General features: G+C 44.2%; 19 protein-coding genes and 1 tRNA gene. 11 read left to right on the forward strand and 9 right to left on the reverse strand.

From position 1 onward, the window contains the following. Positions 1-8 precede the first annotated feature (8 nt). On the forward strand, positions 9-1,460 hold the full coding sequence (locus BMY63_RS01475) for a DUF4270 domain-containing protein (protein WP_091914255.1): 1,452 nt from the start codon (positions 9-11) through the stop codon (positions 1,458-1,460). 6 nt (positions 1,461-1,466) lie between these two features. Continuing rightward, the gene (locus tag BMY63_RS01480) at positions 1,467-1,601 is read left to right on the forward strand and encodes a dehydrogenase (protein ID WP_091914257.1); all 135 of its coding nucleotides are present in this window, start codon (positions 1,467-1,469) and stop codon (positions 1,599-1,601) included. A gap of 28 nt (positions 1,602-1,629) precedes the next feature. On the opposite strand, the gene BMY63_RS01485 is transcribed toward BMY63_RS01480, so the two are convergent. Then, on the reverse strand, positions 1,630-4,053 hold the full coding sequence (locus BMY63_RS01485; RefSeq protein WP_091914259.1) for an ATP-dependent helicase: 2,424 nt from the start codon (positions 4,051-4,053) through the stop codon (positions 1,630-1,632). Between the two features lie 208 nt (positions 4,054-4,261). Here BMY63_RS01485 and BMY63_RS01490 point away from each other — a divergent pair, with 208 nt between their 5' ends. The 4 genes from BMY63_RS01490 (at position 4,262) to BMY63_RS01505 (ending at position 8,975) form a co-directional block, all read left to right on the forward strand. After that, positions 4,262-4,771, forward strand: coding sequence for a hypothetical protein (locus tag BMY63_RS01490; RefSeq protein WP_143065686.1), 510 nt, complete (start codon positions 4,262-4,264; stop codon positions 4,769-4,771). 225 nt (positions 4,772-4,996) lie between these two features. Continuing rightward, positions 4,997-8,257: a carbamoyl-phosphate synthase (glutamine-hydrolyzing) large subunit gene (gene carB, locus BMY63_RS01495; protein ID WP_091899400.1), complete on the forward strand. Its 3,261-nt coding sequence runs from the start codon at positions 4,997-4,999 to the stop codon at positions 8,255-8,257. A 1-nt stretch (position 8,258) separates the two neighbouring features. Then, positions 8,259-8,843: an IMPACT family protein gene (locus BMY63_RS01500; RefSeq protein ID WP_091899401.1), complete on the forward strand. Its 585-nt coding sequence runs from the start codon at positions 8,259-8,261 to the stop codon at positions 8,841-8,843. 44 nt (positions 8,844-8,887) lie between these two features. After that, positions 8,888-8,975 (forward strand) — tRNA-Ser (locus BMY63_RS01505). Positions 8,976-9,023: 48 nt separating this feature from the next. Here the strand turns inward: BMY63_RS01505 and BMY63_RS01510 are convergent. Then, on the reverse strand, positions 9,024-10,271 hold the full coding sequence (locus BMY63_RS01510) for a DUF1015 domain-containing protein (protein ID WP_091914261.1): 1,248 nt from the start codon (positions 10,269-10,271) through the stop codon (positions 9,024-9,026). A gap of 158 nt (positions 10,272-10,429) precedes the next feature. On the opposite strand from BMY63_RS01510, the gene BMY63_RS01515 reads away from it, so the two are divergent. Continuing rightward, positions 10,430-12,109 (forward strand): glycoside hydrolase family 5 protein, encoded by a 1,680-nt coding sequence (locus tag BMY63_RS01515; protein ID WP_091899403.1) that lies wholly within the window; start codon positions 10,430-10,432, stop codon positions 12,107-12,109. 46 nt (positions 12,110-12,155) lie between these two features. On the opposite strand, the gene BMY63_RS01520 is transcribed toward BMY63_RS01515, so the two are convergent. Further along, entirely contained in the window at positions 12,156-13,073 is a 918-nt protein-coding gene (locus BMY63_RS01520) for an NAD(P)-dependent oxidoreductase (RefSeq protein ID WP_091899404.1), read from the reverse strand. 19 nt (positions 13,074-13,092) lie between these two features. Next, the gene (gene serC, locus BMY63_RS01525; RefSeq protein ID WP_091914263.1) at positions 13,093-14,160 is read right to left on the reverse strand and encodes a 3-phosphoserine/phosphohydroxythreonine transaminase; all 1,068 of its coding nucleotides are present in this window, start codon (positions 14,158-14,160) and stop codon (positions 13,093-13,095) included. A 231-nt stretch (positions 14,161-14,391) separates the two neighbouring features. On the opposite strand from serC, the gene BMY63_RS01530 reads away from it, so the two are divergent. Both BMY63_RS01530 and BMY63_RS01535 read left to right on the forward strand, forming a co-directional pair. Then, positions 14,392-14,763, forward strand: coding sequence for a 2-amino-4-hydroxy-6-hydroxymethyldihydropteridine diphosphokinase (locus tag BMY63_RS01530; protein WP_091899406.1), 372 nt, complete (start codon positions 14,392-14,394; stop codon positions 14,761-14,763). Next, a complete protein-coding gene (locus BMY63_RS01535; protein WP_091899407.1) occupies positions 14,760-15,992 on the forward strand; it encodes a M64 family metallopeptidase in 1,233 nt (410 codons plus the stop codon). Before BMY63_RS01530 ends, BMY63_RS01535 begins: the two co-directional genes overlap by 4 nt. Positions 15,993-16,026: 34 nt before the next feature. On the opposite strand, the gene BMY63_RS01540 is transcribed toward BMY63_RS01535, so the two are convergent. Genes BMY63_RS01540 through BMY63_RS01550 form a run of 3 tightly spaced genes read right to left on the reverse strand, consistent with a single transcriptional unit; the run spans position 16,027 to position 19,713 of the window. Continuing rightward, positions 16,027-16,689: a hypothetical protein gene (locus BMY63_RS01540; protein WP_143065687.1), complete on the reverse strand. Its 663-nt coding sequence runs from the start codon at positions 16,687-16,689 to the stop codon at positions 16,027-16,029. Next, a complete protein-coding gene (locus BMY63_RS01545; RefSeq protein WP_091899409.1) occupies positions 16,664-17,473 on the reverse strand; it encodes a metallophosphoesterase family protein in 810 nt (269 codons plus the stop codon). Before BMY63_RS01545 ends, BMY63_RS01540 begins: the two co-directional genes overlap by 26 nt. A 23-nt stretch (positions 17,474-17,496) precedes the next feature. Continuing rightward, entirely contained in the window at positions 17,497-19,713 is a 2,217-nt protein-coding gene (locus BMY63_RS01550) for a patatin-like phospholipase family protein (RefSeq protein WP_091914265.1), read from the reverse strand. A 110-nt stretch (positions 19,714-19,823) separates the two neighbouring features. On the opposite strand from BMY63_RS01550, the gene BMY63_RS01555 reads away from it, so the two are divergent. Further along, positions 19,824-20,627 (forward strand): TrmH family RNA methyltransferase, encoded by an 804-nt coding sequence (locus BMY63_RS01555; RefSeq protein WP_091914935.1) that lies wholly within the window; start codon positions 19,824-19,826, stop codon positions 20,625-20,627. Between the two features lie 10 nt (positions 20,628-20,637). Here BMY63_RS01555 and mtgA read toward each other — a convergent pair whose 3' ends face one another. Beyond that, complete coding sequence (gene mtgA / locus BMY63_RS01560; protein ID WP_091914267.1) at positions 20,638-21,357, reverse strand: monofunctional biosynthetic peptidoglycan transglycosylase; 720 nt, start codon at positions 21,355-21,357, stop codon at positions 20,638-20,640. 6 nt (positions 21,358-21,363) lie between these two features. Continuing rightward, complete coding sequence (locus BMY63_RS01565; RefSeq protein WP_091899413.1) at positions 21,364-22,065, reverse strand: YiaD family glycine zipper/OmpA-like lipoprotein; 702 nt, start codon at positions 22,063-22,065, stop codon at positions 21,364-21,366. A 131-nt stretch (positions 22,066-22,196) separates the two neighbouring features. Between BMY63_RS01565 and proS the strand changes: the two genes are divergently transcribed. Then, positions 22,197-23,675, forward strand: coding sequence for a proline--tRNA ligase (gene proS, locus BMY63_RS01570; protein WP_091899414.1), 1,479 nt, complete (start codon positions 22,197-22,199; stop codon positions 23,673-23,675). The last annotated feature ends 2 nt before the right edge of the window (positions 23,676-23,677 follow it).

The following is a 23,677-nucleotide window of genomic DNA, read 5'->3' on the forward strand; positions in this document are numbered from 1 at the left end:
TATAACACATGAAACTAAGATTGTTTACAGCGATTGCATTTACCGCAATGGCGATAATTTCTTGTAATGAAGACACAGAAACTATCGGCTCCTCGTTAACTGGTCATACAGACCAACTGGACATGTCGACGGGAGTCTTCCACGCTATATCCAGATCCATATTTGCCGATTCAGTATATGCGCATAGTTCTACCAGTTATATCGGAAAGATCAAAGATCCTGAGACTGGAGCATACGTGAAGAGTGAGTTTATGACCCAGTTTAATATGCTGGAGAATTATCGGATGCCTGAAAAGAGTAAGATTCTTGGAAGTTATGCGAATGGTGTTGCAGCCGACTCATGTGAAATAATACTCTATTTTAACAAGTCGGAGAGTTATGGAGATTCACTCGCACCGGTAAAATTAGACATCTATGAGCTAAATGAACCCATGAGCGATATGAGGCGGTATTACAGTAACTTCGATCCTAAAAGCGAAGGCTACGTGAAAACTAGCGACGTCATAAAAAGTCATGTGTTCACGATGGCGAATCTTACATATAAGGATAGTATTCGAAATCTTTCCGGCTATACAGACTGCGCTCGAATCTGTTTGAATGATAGTTATACAGGCAAAAATGGGATAATATATAACAACTATGGTACTCATATTATGCGGAATTTCTATGAGCACCCGGAGTATTTTAAAAATTCGTATACTTTTATCCACAATGTCTGTCCTGGTTTCTTCTTTGAGGTGAATGACGGACTTGGTGTTATGGCGAAGTTGGCAGAGATAAGCATGAATGTCTATTACCACTACCAAGGTGATACCACAGTCTATTATGGTGTTATGAATATGTCTGCGACACCAGAGGTCTTGCAGACTACCAAGATCACTAATGATCAGAAGGCATTGGCCAGGCTTGTAGCTGACGAAAGTTGTACATACCTCAAGACACCGGCTGGTATCTTTACCGAAGTAACTCTGCCTGTTGAAGATATTTCTCAAAGCCATGTTGGTGATTCGCTTCTGTCTGCAAGTCTTTCATTCCAGCGTCAGAATAGTAAATTCCAAGATAGTGATTATCTGTTACAAACACCTAAGACCATTCTGATGGTTCAGAAAGACAGTCTACATTCATTCTTTGAGCAAGAGAAGTTATATGACCAGATATGTTCGTATTCCGCTACGCTTACGAACAACGCATACACATTCTCAAACATTGGTAATCTCATCACCCATATGCAACAACTTAGAATCCAAGGTGTGAATGAAGACCCTAATTGGTTGGTAAAACACCCCGACTGGAATAAAGTCGTATTAGTCCCCATTTCCACCACTTCCACAAAAGATAGTTATGGAAATAATACGGTATCAGCTATAGGCAACAACATGGGACTTTCAAGCACCCAGTTGGTAGGTGGTCCCAACTCTCCTATTCAGATTAATGTCATATATGCGAAATTTAAGAAGTAGAATGTGATGGCTGACGGATATTTGGAGAAACACCATGAAGATTATGAAATAAGGAAAGCAGCTTGGCTTCGGAAAAAGAAACATCTTCCGAAGGTGAATGCAAAGAATAAATTAGAGCGCCCCGATGATGAGGCGCTCTAATTTATTTTGGTCTACATACTAGATACTTCTATCCGATGACCTTAAACTTTGCGAACTTTAACAGCAATTGCTTGGTTCCCGTGTTACGGAACTGTACAGTTGCCTTTGTGTTTTCTCCAGTCCCTTCTATGCTAATGACTGTTCCAATACCAAAACGCTGATGTTCTATTGTGCACCCCTCATGAAGGTTACTTGTTCCAGTATATGATGTCATTGATCGGGGTGCCACCGCTTGATGAATACGTTTGAAGTTAGGACCAAAAGGATCAACAGGTCGTTCTGGCTTTCTTGGCGCCACAGCTCTTGGTTTTGGATCCGCCCGGAACTGTGTGGCAACAGGACGAGGGTTCTGCATCCACTCCGGTTTCTCACTCTCGAAGCCACGATGCTTACCTACATAGCTATTTCCTGCACCGTATGCCCCTCCGTCATAGCGGTTATAAGGACGTATATTATTAAAGATAGATTCTCCCCCACCCACTTCTGATTGCACATCTAACATCTCCGGATCAATATCACGGATAAATCGCGAGGGAGTGTCGTATTCTATCCGTCCATACCTGAAACGGTTCTGTGCACATGTCAGAATACAATGTTTTTCGGCACGCGTGATTGCCACATAGAGTAACCTACGTTCTTCCTCTAATTCACGCATGGAATTTGTGCACATCGGTGAAGGGAAAACGTTTTCCTCCAGTCCGACAATAAACACAGTAGGAAATTCCAGTCCCTTTGCCGAGTGAATTGTCATCAGTGTTACTTTATCATTCGTCTCGCCATTATCACTATCAAGATCCGTTAACAGAGCCACCTCCTGTAAGAAATCTGGCAAATAGACATGATCCCCCATATCTTCCTCGCGTCGACTCTCCACAAAGTCCTGCATACCGCCCAAAAACTCTTCGAGATTCTCTTGTCTTGACATATCCTCTGGATTACGTCCCGAATAGATATCCTTACTAATACCCGACTGCATGATAATATCATGTCCGAGACAATAGGCATCTTCGACATTTAGTTTTTCGATCCAACCCTCAACCAGATTCTTGAAAGTTGTCAGTTTTGTCATGGTACTTTTACTTACTTCCATCGGGAAAAGAATAGGTTCCTTAATTACCTGCCAAAGACTTACACCGTATTTCTGAGCCGTTTGAACAATCTTGCCCACTGTCGTATCACCGATACCACGAGCCGGATAGTTAATGATACGTTTGAAAGCTTCCTCATCATCAGGATTAGCAACCAGACGAAAATAAGCAATGACGTCCTTGATCTCCTTACGCTGATAGAAACTCAATCCTCCGTATATACGATATGGAATATTATCCTTACGCATCTGTTCTTCGAATGATCGACTTTGCGAGTTTGTGCGGTACAGTATGGCAAAATCGTTCCAGTTGCTTTGGTCCTGTCGTCGTATACGTTTGATATCCTGCGTCACTATCATAGCCTCTTCTTTGTCAGAATAAGCAGGTTTCAGTTGGAGTCGTTCGCCTTGTTCATTCTTCGAGAAAACATTCTTCGGTATTTGCTGTTCATTACGACGTATCAATGAATTTGCCGCCTGCACAATCAACTGTGTCGAACGGTAGTTCTGTTCCAGTTTGAAGAGCATCGCATGATCATACTGACTTTGGAAATTCAGAATATTATCGATGTTTGCACCCCGGAAAGAATAGATGCTCTGCGCATCATCACCAACTACACACACTTTCTGGCGTTCCTTGGTCAACTGATAGACTATAGACTGTTGAGCGAAATTAGTATCTTGATACTCGTCGACAAGCACAAAATGAAATTTATCTACGTATTTCCTACGAATACTCTCATGATTCTTGAATAATACGAATGTTTGGACGAGCAAGTCATCAAAGTCCATCGCATTTGCTTGACGACACCTTTCCGCGTACCTTTTATAAATAGCACTCACCTGAGGACGTTTCTGTGTCGCATCGTCTTTCGCCCATGTACTCTCAGCATATGCAAGTGGCAAAAGAAGATGATTCTTAGCCATAGAGATTCTATCGGCCACAGATGATGGTTTGTATACTTTATCGTCAAGTTGCATCTCCTTTATTATCGTCTTAACCAACGAACGAGCATCTGCTTGGTCATATATCGTGAAGTTCGTATTATAGCCGATATGCTCTGCTTCTGCTCTTAGAATTCGGGCAAAGACACTATGGAAAGTCCCCATGTTCAAATATCTTGCCTGTTCCTCTCCAACTAGTCGCCCTATTCGTTCCTTCATCTCCCTTGCCGCTTTATTCGTAAATGTCAGTGCCAGAATATTCCAAGGTTTCATTCCTTGCTCCAGAAGCCATGCAATCTTATAGGTCAAAACACGTGTTTTACCCGAGCCTGCACCCGCTATTACCAATGATGCTCCATCACAATATAATACGGCATCACGTTGACTATCATTTAGTTGTTTTAGTATGTCGTTGTTCATGTTGTCATGCTATGTTTAGTGTGCAAAGATAATCAAAAATTGTTGAAATAAGATTCCTTTTTCATAAAAAACGCACGCAGACAGTTACTGTCTCCATGCTTACGTTTAATAAAACAAAAAAATAAGAAGATAATTTTGTCATTTAAAAAAGAAAAACTAACTTTGCCCCATCAACATTTATTATTATAAACCCTAACTAACAAGTAAAATGAAAAAAGTAATGATGATGATTGCCATGCTGGCGCTTCCTTTCGCTATGCAGGCACAAACAAAGTTCCATGACGTAGAGGCCAATGGTGCAAAAGGTCCCGTCAAGTCGATTAGTACAAGTATGATGGGTATGACACGCACCATCGAGTTCACTGAAGACGGTCAAATGAAATCCTCTGAGATTTCCAACGTGGTGTATGATGAGAATGGTTATCTTCAGTCTGCCACGATGAGCATGCAAGGACAGTCCACAGACGTGAAGTACACATGGGAAGACGGTCGTGTAAAGAGCCAGACTATTAACATGATGGGACAGGACATCAAGACAACATCTAACTACGACGAAAATGGTGTTGTTACATCCGAAACAATTGATATGGGTGGTCAGAAAATGGAATCTCCGTATACTGACTATGAATTTGATGACCATGGGAACTGGATCAGCAGAAAGGCTAGCATGATGGGCCAGGAGATGGTAACCACACGTACTATCACATATTATCAATAACTGTATAGATAGTATTTTCATCTCATAAGAACGGAGATCCTAAATTCCATAGGTTCTCCGTTCTATTTGTATAAATATACTCTTTGAATACGGCCTGCTATGATAATATGAAAAGGCCATGGTTTTTAACAAATAACGGCAGTCTGATGTTTGGTGGTTTCGCAAAAACTTTGTACCTTTGCAAACGACTAAAAAAAGAAATCTCAAATCAACCCAATACATAATATGAAGAAAGAACTGAAGAAGGTACTTGTCCTCGGCTCAGGCGCCTTGAAAATCGGACAAGCAGGAGAATTTGACTACTCCGGTTCACAGGCACTGAAAGCACTCCGCGAAGAGGGGATTTCGTCTGTGCTCGTAAACCCCAATATCGCTACTATCCAAACAAGTGAAGGTATTGCTGATAAGGTATACTTCCAACCGGTAAATACCCATTTTGTAACTGAGATTATCAAAAAAGAACGTCCCGATGGTATTCTATTGGCATTCGGAGGCCAGACTGCCTTAAACTGTGGTACAGAACTCTATTTAAATGGCACACTTAAGGAGTACGGAGTTGAAGTTTTAGGTACAAGCGTCGAGGCCATCATGAATACTGAGGACCGCGACCTTTTTGTTAAAAAGCTGGCAGAAGTTAATCTGAAAGTACCTGTATCACATGCTGTAGAGTCGATGGAAGATGCCTTGAAGGCAGCTCACGAGATTGGTTTCCCGATCATGATTCGTTCTGCCTACGCGCTCGGCGGTCTTGGTTCGGGTATCTGTCCCGACGAGAAAAGGTTTATTGAACTGGCTGAGTCGGCCTTCACTTTCGCTCCCCAGATTTTGGTTGAGGAATCACTGAAGGGATGGAAAGAAATCGAGTTCGAGTGTATTCGTGATGCAAACGACCGTTGTTTCACTGTTGCCTCGATGGAGAACTTTGATCCCTTAGGCATTCACACGGGCGAATCAATTGTTGTAGCGCCGACATGTTCTTTAAAAGAAGAGCAGGTGAAGATGTTACAAGAAATTACCATTAAGTGTGTAAAACACCTTGGTATTGTTGGTGAATGTAATATTCAGTTCGCATTCAATGCAGAGACTAACGACTACCGTATCATTGAGATTAATGCTCGTCTGTCACGTTCTTCCGCTTTGGCTTCAAAGGCAACAGGCTATCCCCTCGCCTTTGTTGCTGCCAAGATAGCGCTCGGATATACACTTGACCAGATTGGTGAAATGGGTACGACCTCAAGTGCCTACGTTGCTCCGAGTCTTGATTATATGATTTGCAAGATTCCGCGTTGGGACCTTACTAAATTTGCCGGTGTAAGTCGTCAGATTGGTTCTTCGATGAAATCTGTCGGTGAAATCATGTCTATCGGACGTTCATTTGAGGAAATGATACAGAAAGGTCTCCGCATGATTGGACAAGGCATGCACGGCTTTGTCGGCAACGATCATACGAAGTTTGATAAACTTGAGGAGGAGTTGGCAAATCCAACTGATCTTCGTATCTTTGCTATCGCTCAGGCTCTTGAAGAAGGTTATGCTATAGAACGTATTGAAGAGCTCACAAAGATTGACGTCTGGTTCCTGGAGCGCCTGAAACATATCGTAGATTTAAAACAGGAACTTCAGAAATATAATAAACTTGAAGAGTTGCCTGATGAGTTGTTGCTAGAGGTAAAACGCTGTGGATTTAGCGATTTCCAGATTGCTCGTTTTGTTCTAAAATCAAAAGCAACAAATATGGAGAAGGAGAATCTGGAGGTACGTAAGTATCGTAAACAACGTGGTATTGTACCAAGTGTGAAGCGTATACCGACTGTTGCATCTGAGCACCCAGAGCTGACCAATTATCTCTATTTCACCTACACGCATATCCCTGCTTTCGGTAATCCCGAAGGTGAAAAATATGTTGCAGCACACGATATAAACTATTATTCTCATGAAAAGTCAGTAGTCGTGCTTGGATCGGGAGCCTATCGCATCGGTTCTTCCGTTGAGTTTGATTGGTGCTCGGTGAATGCCATCAATACCGCCCGTAAATTAGGTTATAAGTCAATAATGATCAACTATAACCCAGAGACCGTCTCAACCGACTACGACATGTGTGACCGTTTATATTTTGACGAACTGTCATTGGAGCGTGTACTTGATGTCATCGATTTGGAAACGCCTCGTGGCGTGATTGTCTCTGTTGGTGGACAAATACCCAATAACCTCGCCATGAAGTTACATCGTCAGGGTGTACCCGTATTAGGAACATCACCTGTAAATATCGATCGTGCAGAGAATCGTGATAAGTTCTCGGCTATGCTCGACAAATTGGGAATTGACCAGCCTGCATGGCAGGCCCTAACATCCTTCGACGACGTAAAAGGTTTTGTGGCTAAAGTAGGATATCCCGTATTAGTCCGTCCTTCTTATGTTCTCTCAGGTGCTGCGATGAACGTTTGTTACGACGAGGAAGAGTTACATCGATTCCTTAACATGGCCACGGAAGTTTCAAAGGAGTTCCCTGTGGTAGTTTCTAAGTTTATGACAGAGACTAAGGAGATAGAGTTCGATGCTGTTGCTGATAAAGGTGAGGTGATTGAATATGCCATCTCAGAACATGTTGAATATGCAGGTGTGCACTCTGGAGATGCTACAATGGTCTTCCCTGCTCAAAACATCTACTTCTCAACCATTCGACAGATTAAGAAGATTGCACGTAAGATAGCTGCCGAACTGAACATCAGCGGCCCGTTCAATATTCAGTTCTTGGCGAAGAATCGCGAAGTAAAGGTTATCGAATGTAATCTCCGCGCTTCTCGCTCGTTCCCGTTTGTATCGAAGATTCTTAAACGGAACTTTATTGAGACTGCCACAAAAATCATGCTTGATGCACCCTATCAGAAACCAGATAAGAGTGAGTTCGATATCGATAGAATCGGTGTAAAAGCATCACAGTTCTCTTTCGCCCGTCTTCAAAATGCAGACCCGGTATTAGGTGTTGATATGAGTTCAACAGGTGAGGTTGGCTGCTTAGGAGATGACTTGAACGAGGCTCTTTTAAATAGCTTGATTGCAACAGGTTATAGTATTCCAAAGGAAGCTGTTCTTATATCTTCTGGTGGAGCAAAAGGAAAAGTCTCCCTGCTTGAGCCAGCTCAGCAATTAGCCAAGAAAGGTTATACAATATATGCGACTGCAGGAACAGCTAAGTTCTTTAACGACAATGGTGTGAAGGCCATAGCTGTGGCATGGCCCGACGAGGATGGCAACAATAACGTGATGGATCTTATCAGTCAGCACAAGGTTGGTCTTGTTATCAATGTCCCCAAAAACCATACTAGTCGCGAACTGACCAATGGTTATAAGATTCGTCGTGGCGCTATTGACCACAACATCCCCCTGATGACCAACGTTCGTTTGGCCAAAGCTTTCATCGAAGCTTTCACAGCCATGAACCTTGAGGATGTAAAGATAAAATCTTGGCAGGAGTATAACAATTAATATGCTCGACGAGTATAAAACGATCAAAAGCGAGGGCGAGGGCTACTACACTGATAAGCGTAGCAAGTTTCTCGCCTTCGCTCATCATGTTTCAACTGTCGATGAAATCAAGGAAATACTGGCGGGATATCGAAAAAAGTATTATGATGCCCGTCATGTGTGTTATGCATATATGCTTGGTCCTGAACGCACAGATTTCCGCGCAAACGATGATGGAGAACCTTCTTCGACTGCAGGTAAGCCTATTCTAGGACAGATTAACAGTCATGAACTTACTGACATTCTTGTTGTAGTAGTACGTTACTATGGCGGTGTAAACCTTGGCACAAGCGGGCTCATTGTTGCCTATCGAGAGGCGGCCTCCGACGCTATAGCCCACTCTGAGATCGTGACCCGTTTGGTCGAAGAGGTAATTACATATTCTTTTGCCTACCCATTAATGAACGAAGTAATGCGTATCGTTAAAGAGATGCAACCACGCATTATCTCGCAAACCTATGATAATACCTGTGAAATTAGACTTAGCATCCGTAAAAGTGAGGCAGAACAACTACAAAATAGACTGAATAAACTTTCTTTCGAATAATTTTGGTGGATTCAGATATTTGTAGTACCTTTGCATTCGCATTTGGAGAGTTGGCAGAGTGATCGATCGCGCTGGACTCGAAATCCGGTATACCCCTTTCGGGTATCGGGGGTTTGAATCCCTCACTCTCCGCATAAAAAAAGAAGGGAACCCGTGCGGTTCCCTTCTTCCATATTATAATTAGCTGAGTTTATGAATGACTAAGCCAGAACGAAGTTTCGGCTCAAACCATGTAGCCTTCGGCGGCATAATCTTTCCACTGTCGGCAATATCCATAATCTGTTGCATAGAGACAGGATAAAGTGCCAAAGCTGCACGCATCTCACCAGAATCTACACGACGTTTCAATTCTCCAAGACCACGCAGACCTCCCACAAAATCAATACGCTGAGATGAGCGCAAATCGCCAATGTTCAGAATCTCATCAAGAATCAATCGACTGGAAATGTCCACATCGAGAACTCCAATGGGGTCATTGTTGTCATATGTTCCTTCCTTTGCTTTCAGACTATACCAATGTTGGTCAAGATAAAGCGAGAACTCGTGCAACTGCTGAGGTTTATAAATCTCGATGCCCTTATCCTCAACCTCGAAGTTAACCTGCAGTGATGCGAGGAACTCTTCTGACGAAAGACCATTGAGGTCCTTCACAACCCGGTTGTAATCGAGAATAGTAAGTTGAGAAGCCTGGAAGCATACTGCCATGAAAAAATTATATTCTTCGGTTCCTTTATGATTGGCATTCTGTTTCTGTTTCTCTGCGCCAACAAGAGCAGCAGCAGCACTACGATGGTGTCCATCTGCGATATACAGAGAAGGCATTTTTGCGAACTCTTCGGTAATAATCTGAATATCCTTATCATCAGAGACAATCCAGAACTGATGACGGAAACCGTCGATGGGCGCAATGAAGTCGTACTCGGGCTCGGTAGCGGCATAGCGCATGATCAGATCATCGAGTACCTTGTTGTCGGGATAAGCGAAGAACACCGGTTCGATGTTGGCATTGTTCACACGCACATGCTTCATGCGGTCCTCCTCCTTGTCGCGGCGTGTCAGCTCGTGCTTCTTGATACGGCCGGCCATATAGTCATCGGTATGGGCGCATACCACAAGACCGTACTGCGTCTTGCCGTTCATGGTCTGGGCATATATATAATAATGTTCGCCAGCGTCCTGCACCAGCCAACCCTTGTCCTGGAACTTCTGGAAGTTCTCGGCGGCCTTCTCATAGACACGGGGATCATACTCTGAAGTGCCTACAGGGAAGTCGATTTCAGGCTTGATGATGTGATACAGACTCATCTCGTTGTCGCCGGCCTCTGCGCGTGCCTCTTCGGAATTAAGGACGTCGTAGGGGCGGCTTTCCACTTTCTCCACCAGTTCCTTGGGTGGACGGATACCTTTGAAAGGTTTGATAATTGCCATATTCTAATATTTATAATGAAGTTACTGATAGATAGGACTGCAAAATTACTCAAAAGTTCCGAATTCTCAAAATCTTCGGAATATTATTTGCCCACTTCACAAATAAATGGTATCTTTGCGGGAGATAAAACTATAAATATGACCCAAAAACATTTTGTATGAAGAAAACTCTACTATTACTGTGTGGCCTGGTGATGTGTTCGTATGCACAGGCCGCTGATTTCGAGACGGCCAAAGATGCCGTGAAGAACATGGGCGTGGGCTGGAATCTTGGCAACACCCTTGATGCAAATGACGCTTCGAAGACCTGGACGACCACGGCTGAGCATGAGACCTGCTGGGGACAGCCCGTTACAAAGCCTGAGCTCCTGAAGATGATGAAAGAGGCAGGATTCAGTGCCATCCGTGTGCCCGTGACCTGGTATCAGGAGATGGATAGCAACGGCAAGGTGAACGCCGCATGGATGAATCGCGTCAAAGAGGTGGTAGACTATGTGATCGACCAGGGCATGTACTGCATCCTCAATGTACATCACGATACAGGTGCGGACAGCAACACCTACAAGTCGTGGCTGAAGGCATCAGGCAACAACTACAACACGAACAAGGCAAAATACGAAGGTCTGTGGAAACAGATTGCCGAGACATTCAAGGACTATGACCAGAAGCTGCTCTTCGAGGCATTCAACGAGATGCTTGACGAGAAGAACACCTGGAACGAGCCTGTTGACAAGACGGATGGCTATAAGGCCATCAACGACTATGCCAAGAGTTTCGTGACCATCGTCCGTGCTACTGGTGGCAATAACAAGGATCGCAATCTGGTCGTGAACACCTACTCTGCCAGCAGCACCGGTGACGCCATGAAACAACTGGAGCTGCCAGAAGAAACAGGGCATATCATCTTCCAGTTGCACAGCTATCCTAACTGGACGAGTGAGAGCAATGCGAAGAATGAGATCGACAACCTGCTCAATAATATCAAGAAGAATCTGCTGAACAGGGCTCCTGTGATCATCGGAGAATATGCGACATTCACCACATGGCCTTCGAATATCGACTATTACAATACGGATCGTAAGGTGGCTCTCTATGCCATGGACTATCTCGTCAAGAAGGCCAAGGAGAATGGTGTCGGGACCTTCTACTGGATGGGACTCTCAGATGGCACCTACCGCACCCTACCCGCTTTCCATCAAGCTGATCTCGCCCAGACCCTCATCAAGGCCTACTATGGCAGTACCGACGGTTATAAGTATCCCACGCCTGATGACTATCAGACGGTATATACCATCAACTATAACAGTCAGTGGGGAGAGCTGTTTCTCTATGGCGGATGGAACAATACCACCTCGTTCAAACTGAGCGACTACAAGAGTATTCGCGTGGAATTAGACAACGACTATTCTGACAAGCTACAGATCAAGGTGTATGGTGACATCATTGGCAAAAACGACGACGGTAGCGCCAAGCACAATGAACAGTACATTGCTCTGCAGGCTGGTTCCGCCACCTCGACACTCGACTTCGACGCCACCAAACTGGGATCAAGCGTCTATCGCATCACACTCCAGGCGCTTGAAGGAACAGCCCTGACAGCCAAATTGAATGATGTGAAACTGATTAAGACGGATGATACGGAGGTTTCCGGATCAGTAACCGTAGGTTGGGGATGTACCGTCAGCTCAGAGTCTACCCCTAAGACCACCGCCATCCAAGGCATCCGGTTCCAAAAGGCCGAGGCCGACGATGCCATCTACAACCTCCATGGCCAGCGTGTCTCGAATCCTCGGAAAGGAATATATATCCAAAACGGACGAAAGGTCGTGATGAAATAAAAAAAAAGCCTCCCGGTTTGGGAGGCTTCTTTATTTAGGAGTGTTTTTACTTGTTCACCTGGAACTTCGTATCGCCATCCTTGAAGAAGGCATTGATCTGCTTGGCGGCAGCGATACCGGCATTGATGTTTGCCTCGGCTGTCTGAGCACCCATCTTCTTCGGGGTTGAGAAATAACGCCCCTCGAACTTCGCGAACTCGTCGTTGGCATCGGGCATGATGTCGGTAACGAACTTCAGATCCTCGCGCTCGGCCATCAGTTTGATCAGCTCGGGCTCGTTGATCACTTCCTTACGGGCTGTGTTCACAAGGATACCACCCTTCTTCATCTTACCCACCAGAGCGTAGTTGATGCTCTGCTTGGTCTCAGGGGTAGCGGGGATATGCAGTGAGACAACATCACAGGTCTCGAAGAGAGCGTCCTGATTAGCAACGGCGTGAACACCGGCCTTCTCGATCACCTCTGCAGGACAGAAAGCATCGAAGGCATAGACATCCATACCGAAGCCCTTGGCGATGCGGGCTACATTGCGGCCTACATTTCCGAAAGCAAGGATACCGAGTTTCTTGCCCAGCAGCTCTGAACCGCTCTTACCGTTGTAGAATCCACGAACGGCCATCACGAGCAGACCGAACACGAGCTCGGCTACGGCATTGGCATTCTGACCCGGCGTGTTCTCGGCAACCACATTGTGGGCCGTGGCGGCAGCGAGGTCGATGTTATCGTAACCAGCACCGGCACGAACCACGATCTTCAGCTGCTTGGCGGCGTCGAGTACCTCGGCGTCGACCTTGTCAGAACGGATAATCAGCGCGTCGGCATCCTTAACGGCGTCGAGCAACTGAGCCTTCTCTGTATATTTCTCGAGCAGCGCCAACTCATGGCCGGCTGCCTCTACTTCTGCCTTGATCCCATTGACAGCGGCTGCTGCGAATGGTTTCTCTGTTGCAACTAATACTTTCATAACTGTAAACTGTCAACAATTAATGATTGGCCTCGAACTCCTTCATGCAGGCAACAAGCGCATTGCATCCCTCAATGGTCTGTGCATTATAGCAAGAAGCACGGAAGCCGCCTACCGAGCGGTGACCCTTTACGCCGACCATACCCTTAGAAACTGCGAAGTCAAGGAAGTCCTTCTCGAGCTCCTTGTACTCTGGAGCCATCACGAAGCAGAGGTTCATCAGTGAACGGTCCTCTTCCTTGGCTGTACCGACGAAGCACTTGTTGCGGTCGATCTCGCCGTATACGATCTCAGCACGCTGGTTAGCCAATTTGTCCATAGCTTCTACACCACCTTGTTTCTTAATCCAACGGAGGTTCTCAAGAGCAGAATAGATAGGCACTACAGGCGGTGTGTTAAACATCGAGCCTTTATCTACGTGTGTACGATAGTCGAGCATTGTAGGAATCTCACGCGGAGCTTTGCCCAGAGCATCATCCTTAACAATCACGATTGTGACACCAGCCATGGCCAGATTTTTTTGAGCACCAGCATAGATAGCATCATACTTAGCTACGTCAACAGGACGGCTAAATATATCCGATGACATATCAGCAATCAAACGAACAGGGACATCAAGATCTTTACGAATTTCTGTACCATAAATAGTGTTGTTTGTTGTAATATGCAGATAATCAGCATCTGCAGGTACACTCCAATCCTTAGGAATAAAAGTATAGTTAGCATCAGCAGAAGAAGCTACTTCTATGACCTCACCGAACAACTTCGCCTCCTTCATGGCCTTCTTTGCCCAAACACCGGTATTCAGGTATGCAGCCTTCTTGATTAGAAAATTATATGGGATCATACAGAACTCAAGACTTGCACCGCCGCCAAGGAAGATTACAGAATAGCCTTCAGGCACATCAAGCAATTCTTTCACCAAGGCCACAGCCTCATCAACAACAGGCTGGAAGTCCTTTGCACGGTGGCTGATCTCCATCAGAGAAAGACCTGAGCCATTGAAATCAAGACACTGTTTAGCGGTATTCTCAATGACTTCGCGAGGAAGCATCGAGGGACCTGCGTTAAAGTTGTACTTCTTCATTTTGATTCTTATTTTTATTGGTTTAACTAATTCGTTTTTGAAAAACGCTGCGAAATTACACTTTTTATTTTATTCTGCCAAATATTTGAGCAGAAATTCACGAAAATATGACTTTTTCTTTCATTTTGTCAAGTCGGCTTGCCAAATATTCAATATCATACTGCAAATTTACTGAATAATTTTCTAATATAGTGCGGATTAAAATGTTTTTTTCGTATCTTTGCATTCGTTATGACTCACAAGAAACATCAGATCATCATTTGTCTTGCTTCTAACGAGAATCAGGAACAAAATTTAAAGGCTGCTAGGGAACAGTTGTCTCTGTTACTGAGCGATCTGCATTTTACATCAGAACAATGGACCGAACCTATCCACTCCATTTGCCCGGCTCCTTATCTGAATCAACTCTGCAAGGCTAAAACCGATTTCAGTTTGAACCTTACAAATGAAGTGCTAAAGGAGATTGAGAAGAGACAAGGACGAACACATAATGAGGATGGAATTGTAACCATCGACTTGGATCTTTTACAATATGACGATGAGCTTTTGCACATTCGGGATTGGGAAAGAGACTATGTAAAGAATCTAATTAGCGAATTATGAGAAAATTATTGTTAATCAGTATATTATATCTAAACTTCTTGTCATTATTCTCGCAAGATTTTGATCAGTACTTTGAAGATCGCACTCTCCGACTTGACTATACTTTCTCGGGTGATCATCAAAACCAGAGTATTTATGTGGATGAATTGATTTCGCTACCTCGGTGGTATGGGAAGCGCCAGCATTTGTCGGAGGTTCCACTACGTGGGAATGGACAAATTATCGTTCGTATACATGGACGTGAGGATATTATCTATCGTCATTCTTTCTCAAGTCTTTTTCAAGAGTGGCTGTCAACTGCAGAATCAAAGACGACAAAGAAATCTTTTGAGAATGTATTCCTCATTCCTTTTCCTAAAGATTCCATCGATATCACTATAGAACTTAGAGACTATCATGACAGAATCAACGCTACCATGACACACACTGTTGATCCTCATGATATTTTAATTCGAAGAGCAGGTGAACGGCAGATTACGCCGCATATCACACTGCAACAAGCGGCAGACACCACACGATGTATTCATGTAGCTTATGTCGCAGAGGGATATCAACCCCATGAGATGAGCGTTTTCATCGAAGATTGCAAAAATGCGATGAATGCTCTTTTTACGCATGATCCTTTTAAACAGATGCAGGATCGTTTCAATATGGTGGCCGTGATGTCACCATCTGAAGAAAGCGGGGTCAGTGAACCAAGCAAAGGTATATGGCGGAATACAATCCTCGGTGCCCATTTTGACACGTTCTATAGTGAACGCTACCTGACAACACTGCATTTGAAAAAACTGAACGACATTTTGGCTGGCATACCCTATGAACATATAATTGTTTTGGTTAACGGACAACGTTACGGAGGCGGTGGAATCTACAATTCTTATACACTTACTGATGCACACGGACCTTTTTTCAGACCTGTTGTCGTCCATGAGTTTGGACACTCATTCGGAGGTTTAGGCGATGAGTATCCTTACGGAGAAGATGATCCCATGTATTTCTATGATACAGAGCCATGGGAACCCAACCTGACGACTCAGAATAATTTCCATGGAAAATGGGAAAAACTTGTTCAGGAAGGGAAAGCTGGACTCATTGAAGGAGGCGGATACCTGACAAAAGGTGTGTGGCGTGGCTTTGAGAACTGTCGTATGCGTACAAATGAAGAGCCGGAGTTTTGTCTAGTATGCCAACAAGCTCTTATTCGCCTGATTGACTTCTACACGAAATAGAGGCTTTGTTTATGGCGTGGATGTCATAGGACTATTACAATGTTTGGAGTTTAATGCCAAGTGATAAGCCAATGATATCTTTCAGTGGGACATCATGATCCATGATCTTGGAACGGATATAAAGGTCGCATGTACTGATTTCGTAAAACAAGGAGATGCTTTTGCAGCCTTTACGTTTTTCCAACGGAATTTGTCTGGTGAAGCGTTGGCCAAGCGCGATGTTCAGACGGAACTTCGTCGACATAAATTCATAGTACTTGTCCGGATAACGTCCTGGCTGCGTTTTCCAGAATTCATGTCCATATACGGTATTCAAATAAATGCTGGCAGTCAACGGCTCGATACTGTAGCCTTTATATAGAGTCAAACTCCATGGAATATAGTTTTCTTTAACAGTCATCGTCAACTTACCTCGAGAGGTCTGATGCCTTGGTATGTATCCGATCATACAATCCGTCTCCCACTGTTTCCGATTACCATAATTCCACCCAAACCCCATAGAGGCTATCCCCATATTTCCAGCATTCTGAATGACAAACTGGGTTGGAATCATATTTGCCCATCGCTTGCGATACCGATAGACACGCCTTTCATACTTGCTTTCACGATTCTGCTGTACTATGATACTGTCATCTGCCATGATATCAACAGCAGTAAGCAATAGAAATATGCTAAAAAGATATCTGTTCCATCTCATAGCCGTCGGGAGTAAAGGTAAAAATGCGATAGCGTCGATGTTTTGCGCAATCAATACCATAGAACAGAAGACCATCATCATAGATGTCGTCGACCAGATCGTTATGGTTATGCCCATATACACAACATATCAGGCCAGGAAAGAAATCGAGATAGCGTCGGAAAGCTTTACACACGTTGTTATTGAATTGATCGCTATAAGGAGGTGCATGCATAACAAGTATCGTCCTGTCAAAACGTTCCCGATCCATCTCCATTTCAGTTTCCATATAATCAAAATTCGGGACCGCAGCAATGTAATCATATTCAGTAGCATTTGTGTTTAGACATACGAACTTGATACGTCCCGCAATAAACGAGAAATCCATACTACCATACATCTTCATATACGCCTGATCACCAGTACCAAGAAAATCATGGTTGCCGATAAGTCCGACATATGGCACATGCAAATCACCGAGAATATCACGTATCCACTCATACTCCATGGCCGTTCCGGTATCCGTCAGATCGCCACAATGAATAACGAAATCGATGTCTCGACGATTATTCAAGTCAAGTATTTCGTCTTTTGTATCTGAATACCATCCATGCGTATCACTAATAAAGGCAACGCGTAATGTATCCTTGTCTGCAAATTCATTTTCAATTCTTGTTATCTGTTTGGCATTGATGTCTGTCTCCCCATGAAAATTCACATCATAGGGATGTATGTCAAACAAATCGCCACATGCATATATAAACAGTAGCGAGACTGACATTGTCACATACATATACCGCTTCATCCTTGCTGAACCATTAATTATTATCAGAACTCATAGCCGAGATTAATATAGAAATATGGTTCCTTTGTTTTATTGGAATAGCCCAATGTTACACCTATGGGCCCCAGCATTGTATTATAATAATAGGCTGCTTGACAACCGAGCATCATCTTACTATCAGGAATATCTTTTATGACAGCTGCATGCTGGGCTGTAGCAAGACGCAATAGAAGATAATGACCACTACCAAGACTTTGCTGAGCCTGCAGTTGTGCTGCTACGACAAATGGACGTGTATATTCCACATAACCAACCCCTGCGAACGGCATCTGTTGTTCTAGGTAGTGCCCGAACCATTCTCCTCCCATAACATTGGCAAAGACAACGGGAACGATAGAACCAAAGAGGAGTCTTCCGTATACCATCGGCTGAACAGTAAAGTGCTCACTCAAGGCAAAAGACATTCGCCAGTTGGCATTCACGTCACTCATACCAGGCTTACCTTCAAGCTTCGTGAAGTTGTCTGTCAAATATGCATACTCCGCCTTGAAACGGGCACCACGCGTGGGGAAATGCCAACTATTCTCCGAGTTGTACTTGATTTGCGCACGATAACTGATATAACTGCTATTTTCCAACAACAGTTCTTGAGAATTAATAGCATCCGCTACTAGTTTGTCTTGATAATGCAGATAGTCCCAGCGTATAGACATCCGGACATTAAAATTCCGAACATTCAAGTTAACAGGAGAAAATTCTGCCTGATGTTGATTGTATACGACACTATAGTCACGATCACCTTTATAATATATATTTACATCATTTCTATGAAAGGAATATGATATGGCAGGACGTGTAAAACTACGAGGATGGAATGTGAGTTCTGCACGTCCCATCATTCGCTTTCCTAACCGTAATGTGAATTCGGCATTCATCGGCAGAGAAGTCTTTAAGGGGAAGTCGGCTCCTAGTTGTACAGCGGCATATTCCTCTGTATCAAAACGAAATCCCGCATTGACCTGACTAGTCTTACGGTTGCCGGCTGTAAGAATAAGTTGATATCCATCACCGTTAGGTACCGTTCTTGACTTAGCGTTCTGGTAGAACAAGTCCATTCTCATAGCTGTGGTTATCTGTTCCTGTTTGCGAACATCGATACTATCACCTTCTTTCAGTTGGAACTTTTCCCGTAAGAAGCGCTCGTCTTGTTGGGTCATATTCTCAAATTCATATGCTATTATCTTTATTTTCTCGGACATGACCGCAGGTCGTAACAGAGTAAGTCGAGGTGGAGCATATGTCTTGTCAATGCCAATCTGATCCTTAAGCGTCATAAGTTCATCCCAATGTTTCATGGCCTCCTCTTCGCCTCGCCTGATCAACGTATCAATGGCATTTGCCGAAAAACTGGCGGCCCCATAGCCCGTCGTATTCACACGAATAGGCACATCTGTCATCGCCAGATTCTCATCATACTTGTTTTTACAGTTAACGTCAACGATCTGACTCAAGATACTCATTGTTCCACCTAAGTCTTCTGCAGTTCTCGGAGCCCCCTGTACAGTTACGCCGATAATGATATCAGCCCCCATCTCTCGGGCTATATCCGCAGGATAATTGTTACGTAGTCCACCATCCACCAACACATGATCACCCTTTCGAACAGGTGAGAACACGGCAGGAATCGCCATAGAGGCCCGCATGGCTTGAGGTAAACAACCGCTATGAAAATCGTATTCCGTATTATCGACAATGTCTGTTGCAACACAGGCAAAAGGGATGGGAAGGTCATGGGAGAAATCTATAGAATCTGTATATCCCGTACATAATTTCCAAAATAGTTCCGCCAGATTTTTCCCTTTGATGATTCCGCCATCATTCTCATTACGCTTGCCAATAGTCAACCCCCTTGAGATTACATAGGTATTCTGCTTTTCCCGATCTGCCAGACTTTGCTGTGCTAAATCTTCCTTATCAGTAATCACATAACTCCAGTCTTGGTTACGAACAATTGAGTCAAGCACATCTGCATTATACCCGATAGCGTACAATCCCCCTACAATACTCCCCATGGAAGTGCCACAGACTATATCCACAGGGATTCCTGCGCGCTCAATCACCTTCAGGGCCCCTATATGAGCCATACCTTTTGCACCGCCGCCACTTAACACCACAGCGACCTTCTTCCTGTCTGCCACATCCTGACATAAAACCTTTGTTACAAGAAAGAACGCTACCAATATAATAACAAATCTCCTCATACCAAAAATAGATATTAATCGCCACAAAGATATGAAATAATGATGAAATGTCTAAGCTTTTTGGATAAAAAGATATAAATTTGCAGTCTAAAATGTTGTCTTTAATTCTCATGGCTGATAATATTATTGAAATCAGTTCTCTGTCACATCCTGGTGTGGATATATTTGGGACACTGACAGAGGCACAACTAAGAAACAAGATGGAGACTGCAAACGGACTTTTTATAGCGGAGAGTCCGAAGGTAATCCGTGTGGCTTTGAGTGCAGGTTATCAACCGACTGCCCTATTATGCGAGCGGAAGCATATTACAGGAGACGCTAAAGATATTATAAAAGACTGCGGTAACATTCCTGTTTACACAGGAGAACGAGAACTATTAAGTAGGCTAACAGGCTATACACTGACACGAGGTGTTCTATGCGCCATGCAAAGACCACGTCCTATTCCAATCGTAGAGGCTTGTAAAGATGCTAAAAGAATTGTTGTTATCGACGGCGTGGTTGATACGACAAATATCGGAGCCATTTTTCGCTCGGCAGCAGCATTAGGTATAGATGCCGTCCTGCTGACTCGCAATAGTTGTGATCCATTAAATCGCAGAGCTATCCGTGTGTCGATGGGAAGTGTGTTCTTAGTACCATGGACATGGCTTGATTCTTATACCCAACTGAGAGAACTCGGCTTCAAAACTGCCGCCATGGCTCTTACAGAAAATTCTGTAAACGTTGACTCTCCCCTATTAAGGGATATTGAAAAACTGGCAATCATAATGGGAACAGAGGGGGACGGACTTCCCTATCAAACAATACAAAATTCTGATTATGTTGTAAGGATACCCATGTCCCATCAGGTCGACTCTCTGAATGTAGCCGCAGCCGCGGCTGTCGCCTTTTGGGAACTACGTAACAGATAAGAAGACAGCCTTATTTCTTTGGTGCATCCTCACCTTCTTTCGGGAAACTGGCGACATGTCTCATTTCACGCAATATACGAGATTGACGTCTAAGCATATAGGAAGAAGGGGATTTACTGGAAAAACGACGGGGATTAGGGAGCGTTGCAGCCACGAGCGCACATTGTGCTCGCGAGAGATGAAGAGCATCGGTATGAAAATGTTCCTTCGCTACAGCTTCTGCCCCATATATACCATCTCCCATCTCAATGGAATTCAGATACACTTCCATAATACGTTGTTTTGACCACATCAACTCTATCAGCCCCGTAAAATAGACTTCAAGACCTTTACGCATCCATGAGCGGCCAGGCCATAAAAAAACATTCTTGGCAGTCTGTTGAGAAATAGTAGAAGCACCTAACCTACGTTTCTCCGGATGCTCCATATTCCGTTTGACAGCATGCTCTATGGCTTTATAGTCAAAACCGTGATGAGACAGGAAATTCGCATCTTCGCTAGCAATGACCGCTACAGGAAGACTAGGAGAAATGTTCTCCATAGATACCCAATGATGAGCGAGTTTCAGCTCTTTCCCCTCTGCGATCTGTTGATAACAACGAATAAACATCAAAGGAGTAAAATACACTGGGATAAAACGAAGCGCCACCACCGCAAGAATAGTGGAGCCGAAAAAGGCAACCAATACCCAGCGTATAATGGCGCGAATTTTATATACAATCAGTTGCATTCGAAGTTATTGGGCAGCCTGCTGTGCCTCCTGAATCATCTTCTGAGAAGCATACAGATAAACCTCAACACGACGATTCTGTGCCTGACCTTCCTTAGTTGCATTAGAAGCAACAGGATTAGCTTCGCCGAATCCCTGTACGCTCTTAATCTGGGAAGCAGGAACTGTCAGACCAATCAGATATGAGCTAACAGCACTTGCACGATCCAAAGAAAGAGCCTGATTCTTTTGTGCGCTCTGCTCTGCAGTAGAACCCTTCCAACCCTGATTGTCGGTATAGCCCTGGATAGCAATATCACAATCAGCATTATCCTTCAATACATTTGCAAACTGTGCAAGCGAAGACTTTGCCGTGGCAGAGAGATCAGCTTTACCTGTGCTGAACAAGATACCAGAATCAAAAGTCACCTTTACAGCCTCAAGACCATTGGCATCGGTCACTGCTTCAACCTGAGCATTCTGAACGGCTTCAGCCTCTTTCTTGGCTTTATCCATCTTATGACCAATGATAGCTCCGGCTCCAGCACCCACAGCACCACCAACGGCAGCGCCAATAGCAGTATTGCCTGCAATCTTACCAACGATGGCACCAAGTACTGCACCGCCTCCTGCACCAATAGCAGTTCCTTTAGCGGTATTACTAATGTTACATCCAGCCAGCACCATTACAGCGCAAAGGCCGACAGCAATTGACTTTAAACTTTTCATAATCTACCTTTTTAAAATTGTTAAACGACTATATTTGAGTGCAAAGATAAGAATTTATTTATATAATGCATATCAAATTCATATTTTTTTAGTAATTTTGCACGCAAATTAGGTTTAAGGACAAAAAAACAATGGCCAAAGAATTAAAAGAATTAACAAAACGTGCGGAGAATTACAGCCAATGGTTCAACGACCTTGTCGTGAAAGCTGATATGGCAGAACAGTCTGCCGTGCGTGGGTGTATGGTTATCAAGCCTTACGGCTATGCCATTTGGGAGAAGATGCAGCAGCAATTGGATAAGATGTTCAAGGAGACCGGCGCTCAAAATGCCTACTTCCCCTTGTTGATTCCCAAATCGTTCCTCTCGAAAGAGGCTGAACACGTAGAGGGGTTCGCCAAAGAATGTGCTGTCGTGACACACTATCGTCTGCGTGCAAAAGAGGACAAAAGCGGTGTGGAGGTCGATCCTGCGGCTAAATTGGAAGAAGAACTGATTGTACGTCCAACATCAGAGACAATTATTTGGAACACATACAAGAATTGGATTCACTCCTGGCGTGACCTGCCACTGATGTGCAATCAATGGTGTAATGTCATGCGTTGGGAGATGCGTACCCGTCCGTTCCTCCGTACCTCTGAGTTCTTGTGGCAAGAAGGACATACAGCCCATGCTACCCGTGAAGAAGCTGAAGAGGAAGCACAGAAGATGCTGAAAGTATATGCCAAGTTTGCAGAAGAATGGATGGCAGTTCCCGTTATCCAAGGAGTGAAAAGTGAGACAGAGCGTTTCGCAGGCGCTCTTGACACCTATACTATTGAGGCAATGATGCAGGACGGCAAGGCCTTGCAGTCTGGGACGTCGCACTTCTTAGGACAGAACTTCGCGAAGGCTTTCGAGGTAACATACCTCAACAAAGACAACAAACCTGAATATGTTTGGGCCACATCATGGGGTGTTTCTACCCGACTCATCGGTGCCCTTATCATGACACATTCTGATGATAATGGTCTGGTACTTCCGCCAAGACTCGCGCCAATCCAGGTTGTTATCGTCCCCATCTCCAAAGGTGATGATTTGCAGCATATCACGGAGCGACTGACTCCCGTAATCGAAGCATTACGAAAAGCCGGTATCACTGTGAAATATGACGATGCAGACAATAAACGCCCAGGCTTCAAATTCGCCGATTATGAGTTGAAGGGAGTACCCGTACGTCTCGTCATGGGCGCTCGTGATCTAGAGAATGGCACCATTGAGGTAATGCGTCGCGATACGCTTGAGAAGGAGACTCGTCCTATTGAGGGAATCGTAGAATATGTGGAGCAGTTGTTGGAGGACATCCAGAAGAATATCTTTGAAAAGGCTAAGGCCTACCGTGATGCTCGCATCTATGAGTGCGAGAACTACGAGGAGTTCAAAGAAAAAGTAAAAGACGGAGGTTTCTTCCTCTGCCATTGGGATGGTACAGCTGAGACCGAAGCTAAGATAAAGGAAGAGACACAGGCCACAATCCGTTGCGTGCCCTTTGGCGTAGAACAGACGCCTGGCGTAGATATGGTCAGCGGTAAACCATCAAAGGCACGTGTAATTATAGCCAGAAGCTATTAAGC

Origin of the sequence: Prevotella aff. ruminicola Tc2-24, assembly GCF_900110895.1 — a bacterium.
Lineage (GTDB): Bacteria > Bacteroidota > Bacteroidia > Bacteroidales > Bacteroidaceae > Prevotella.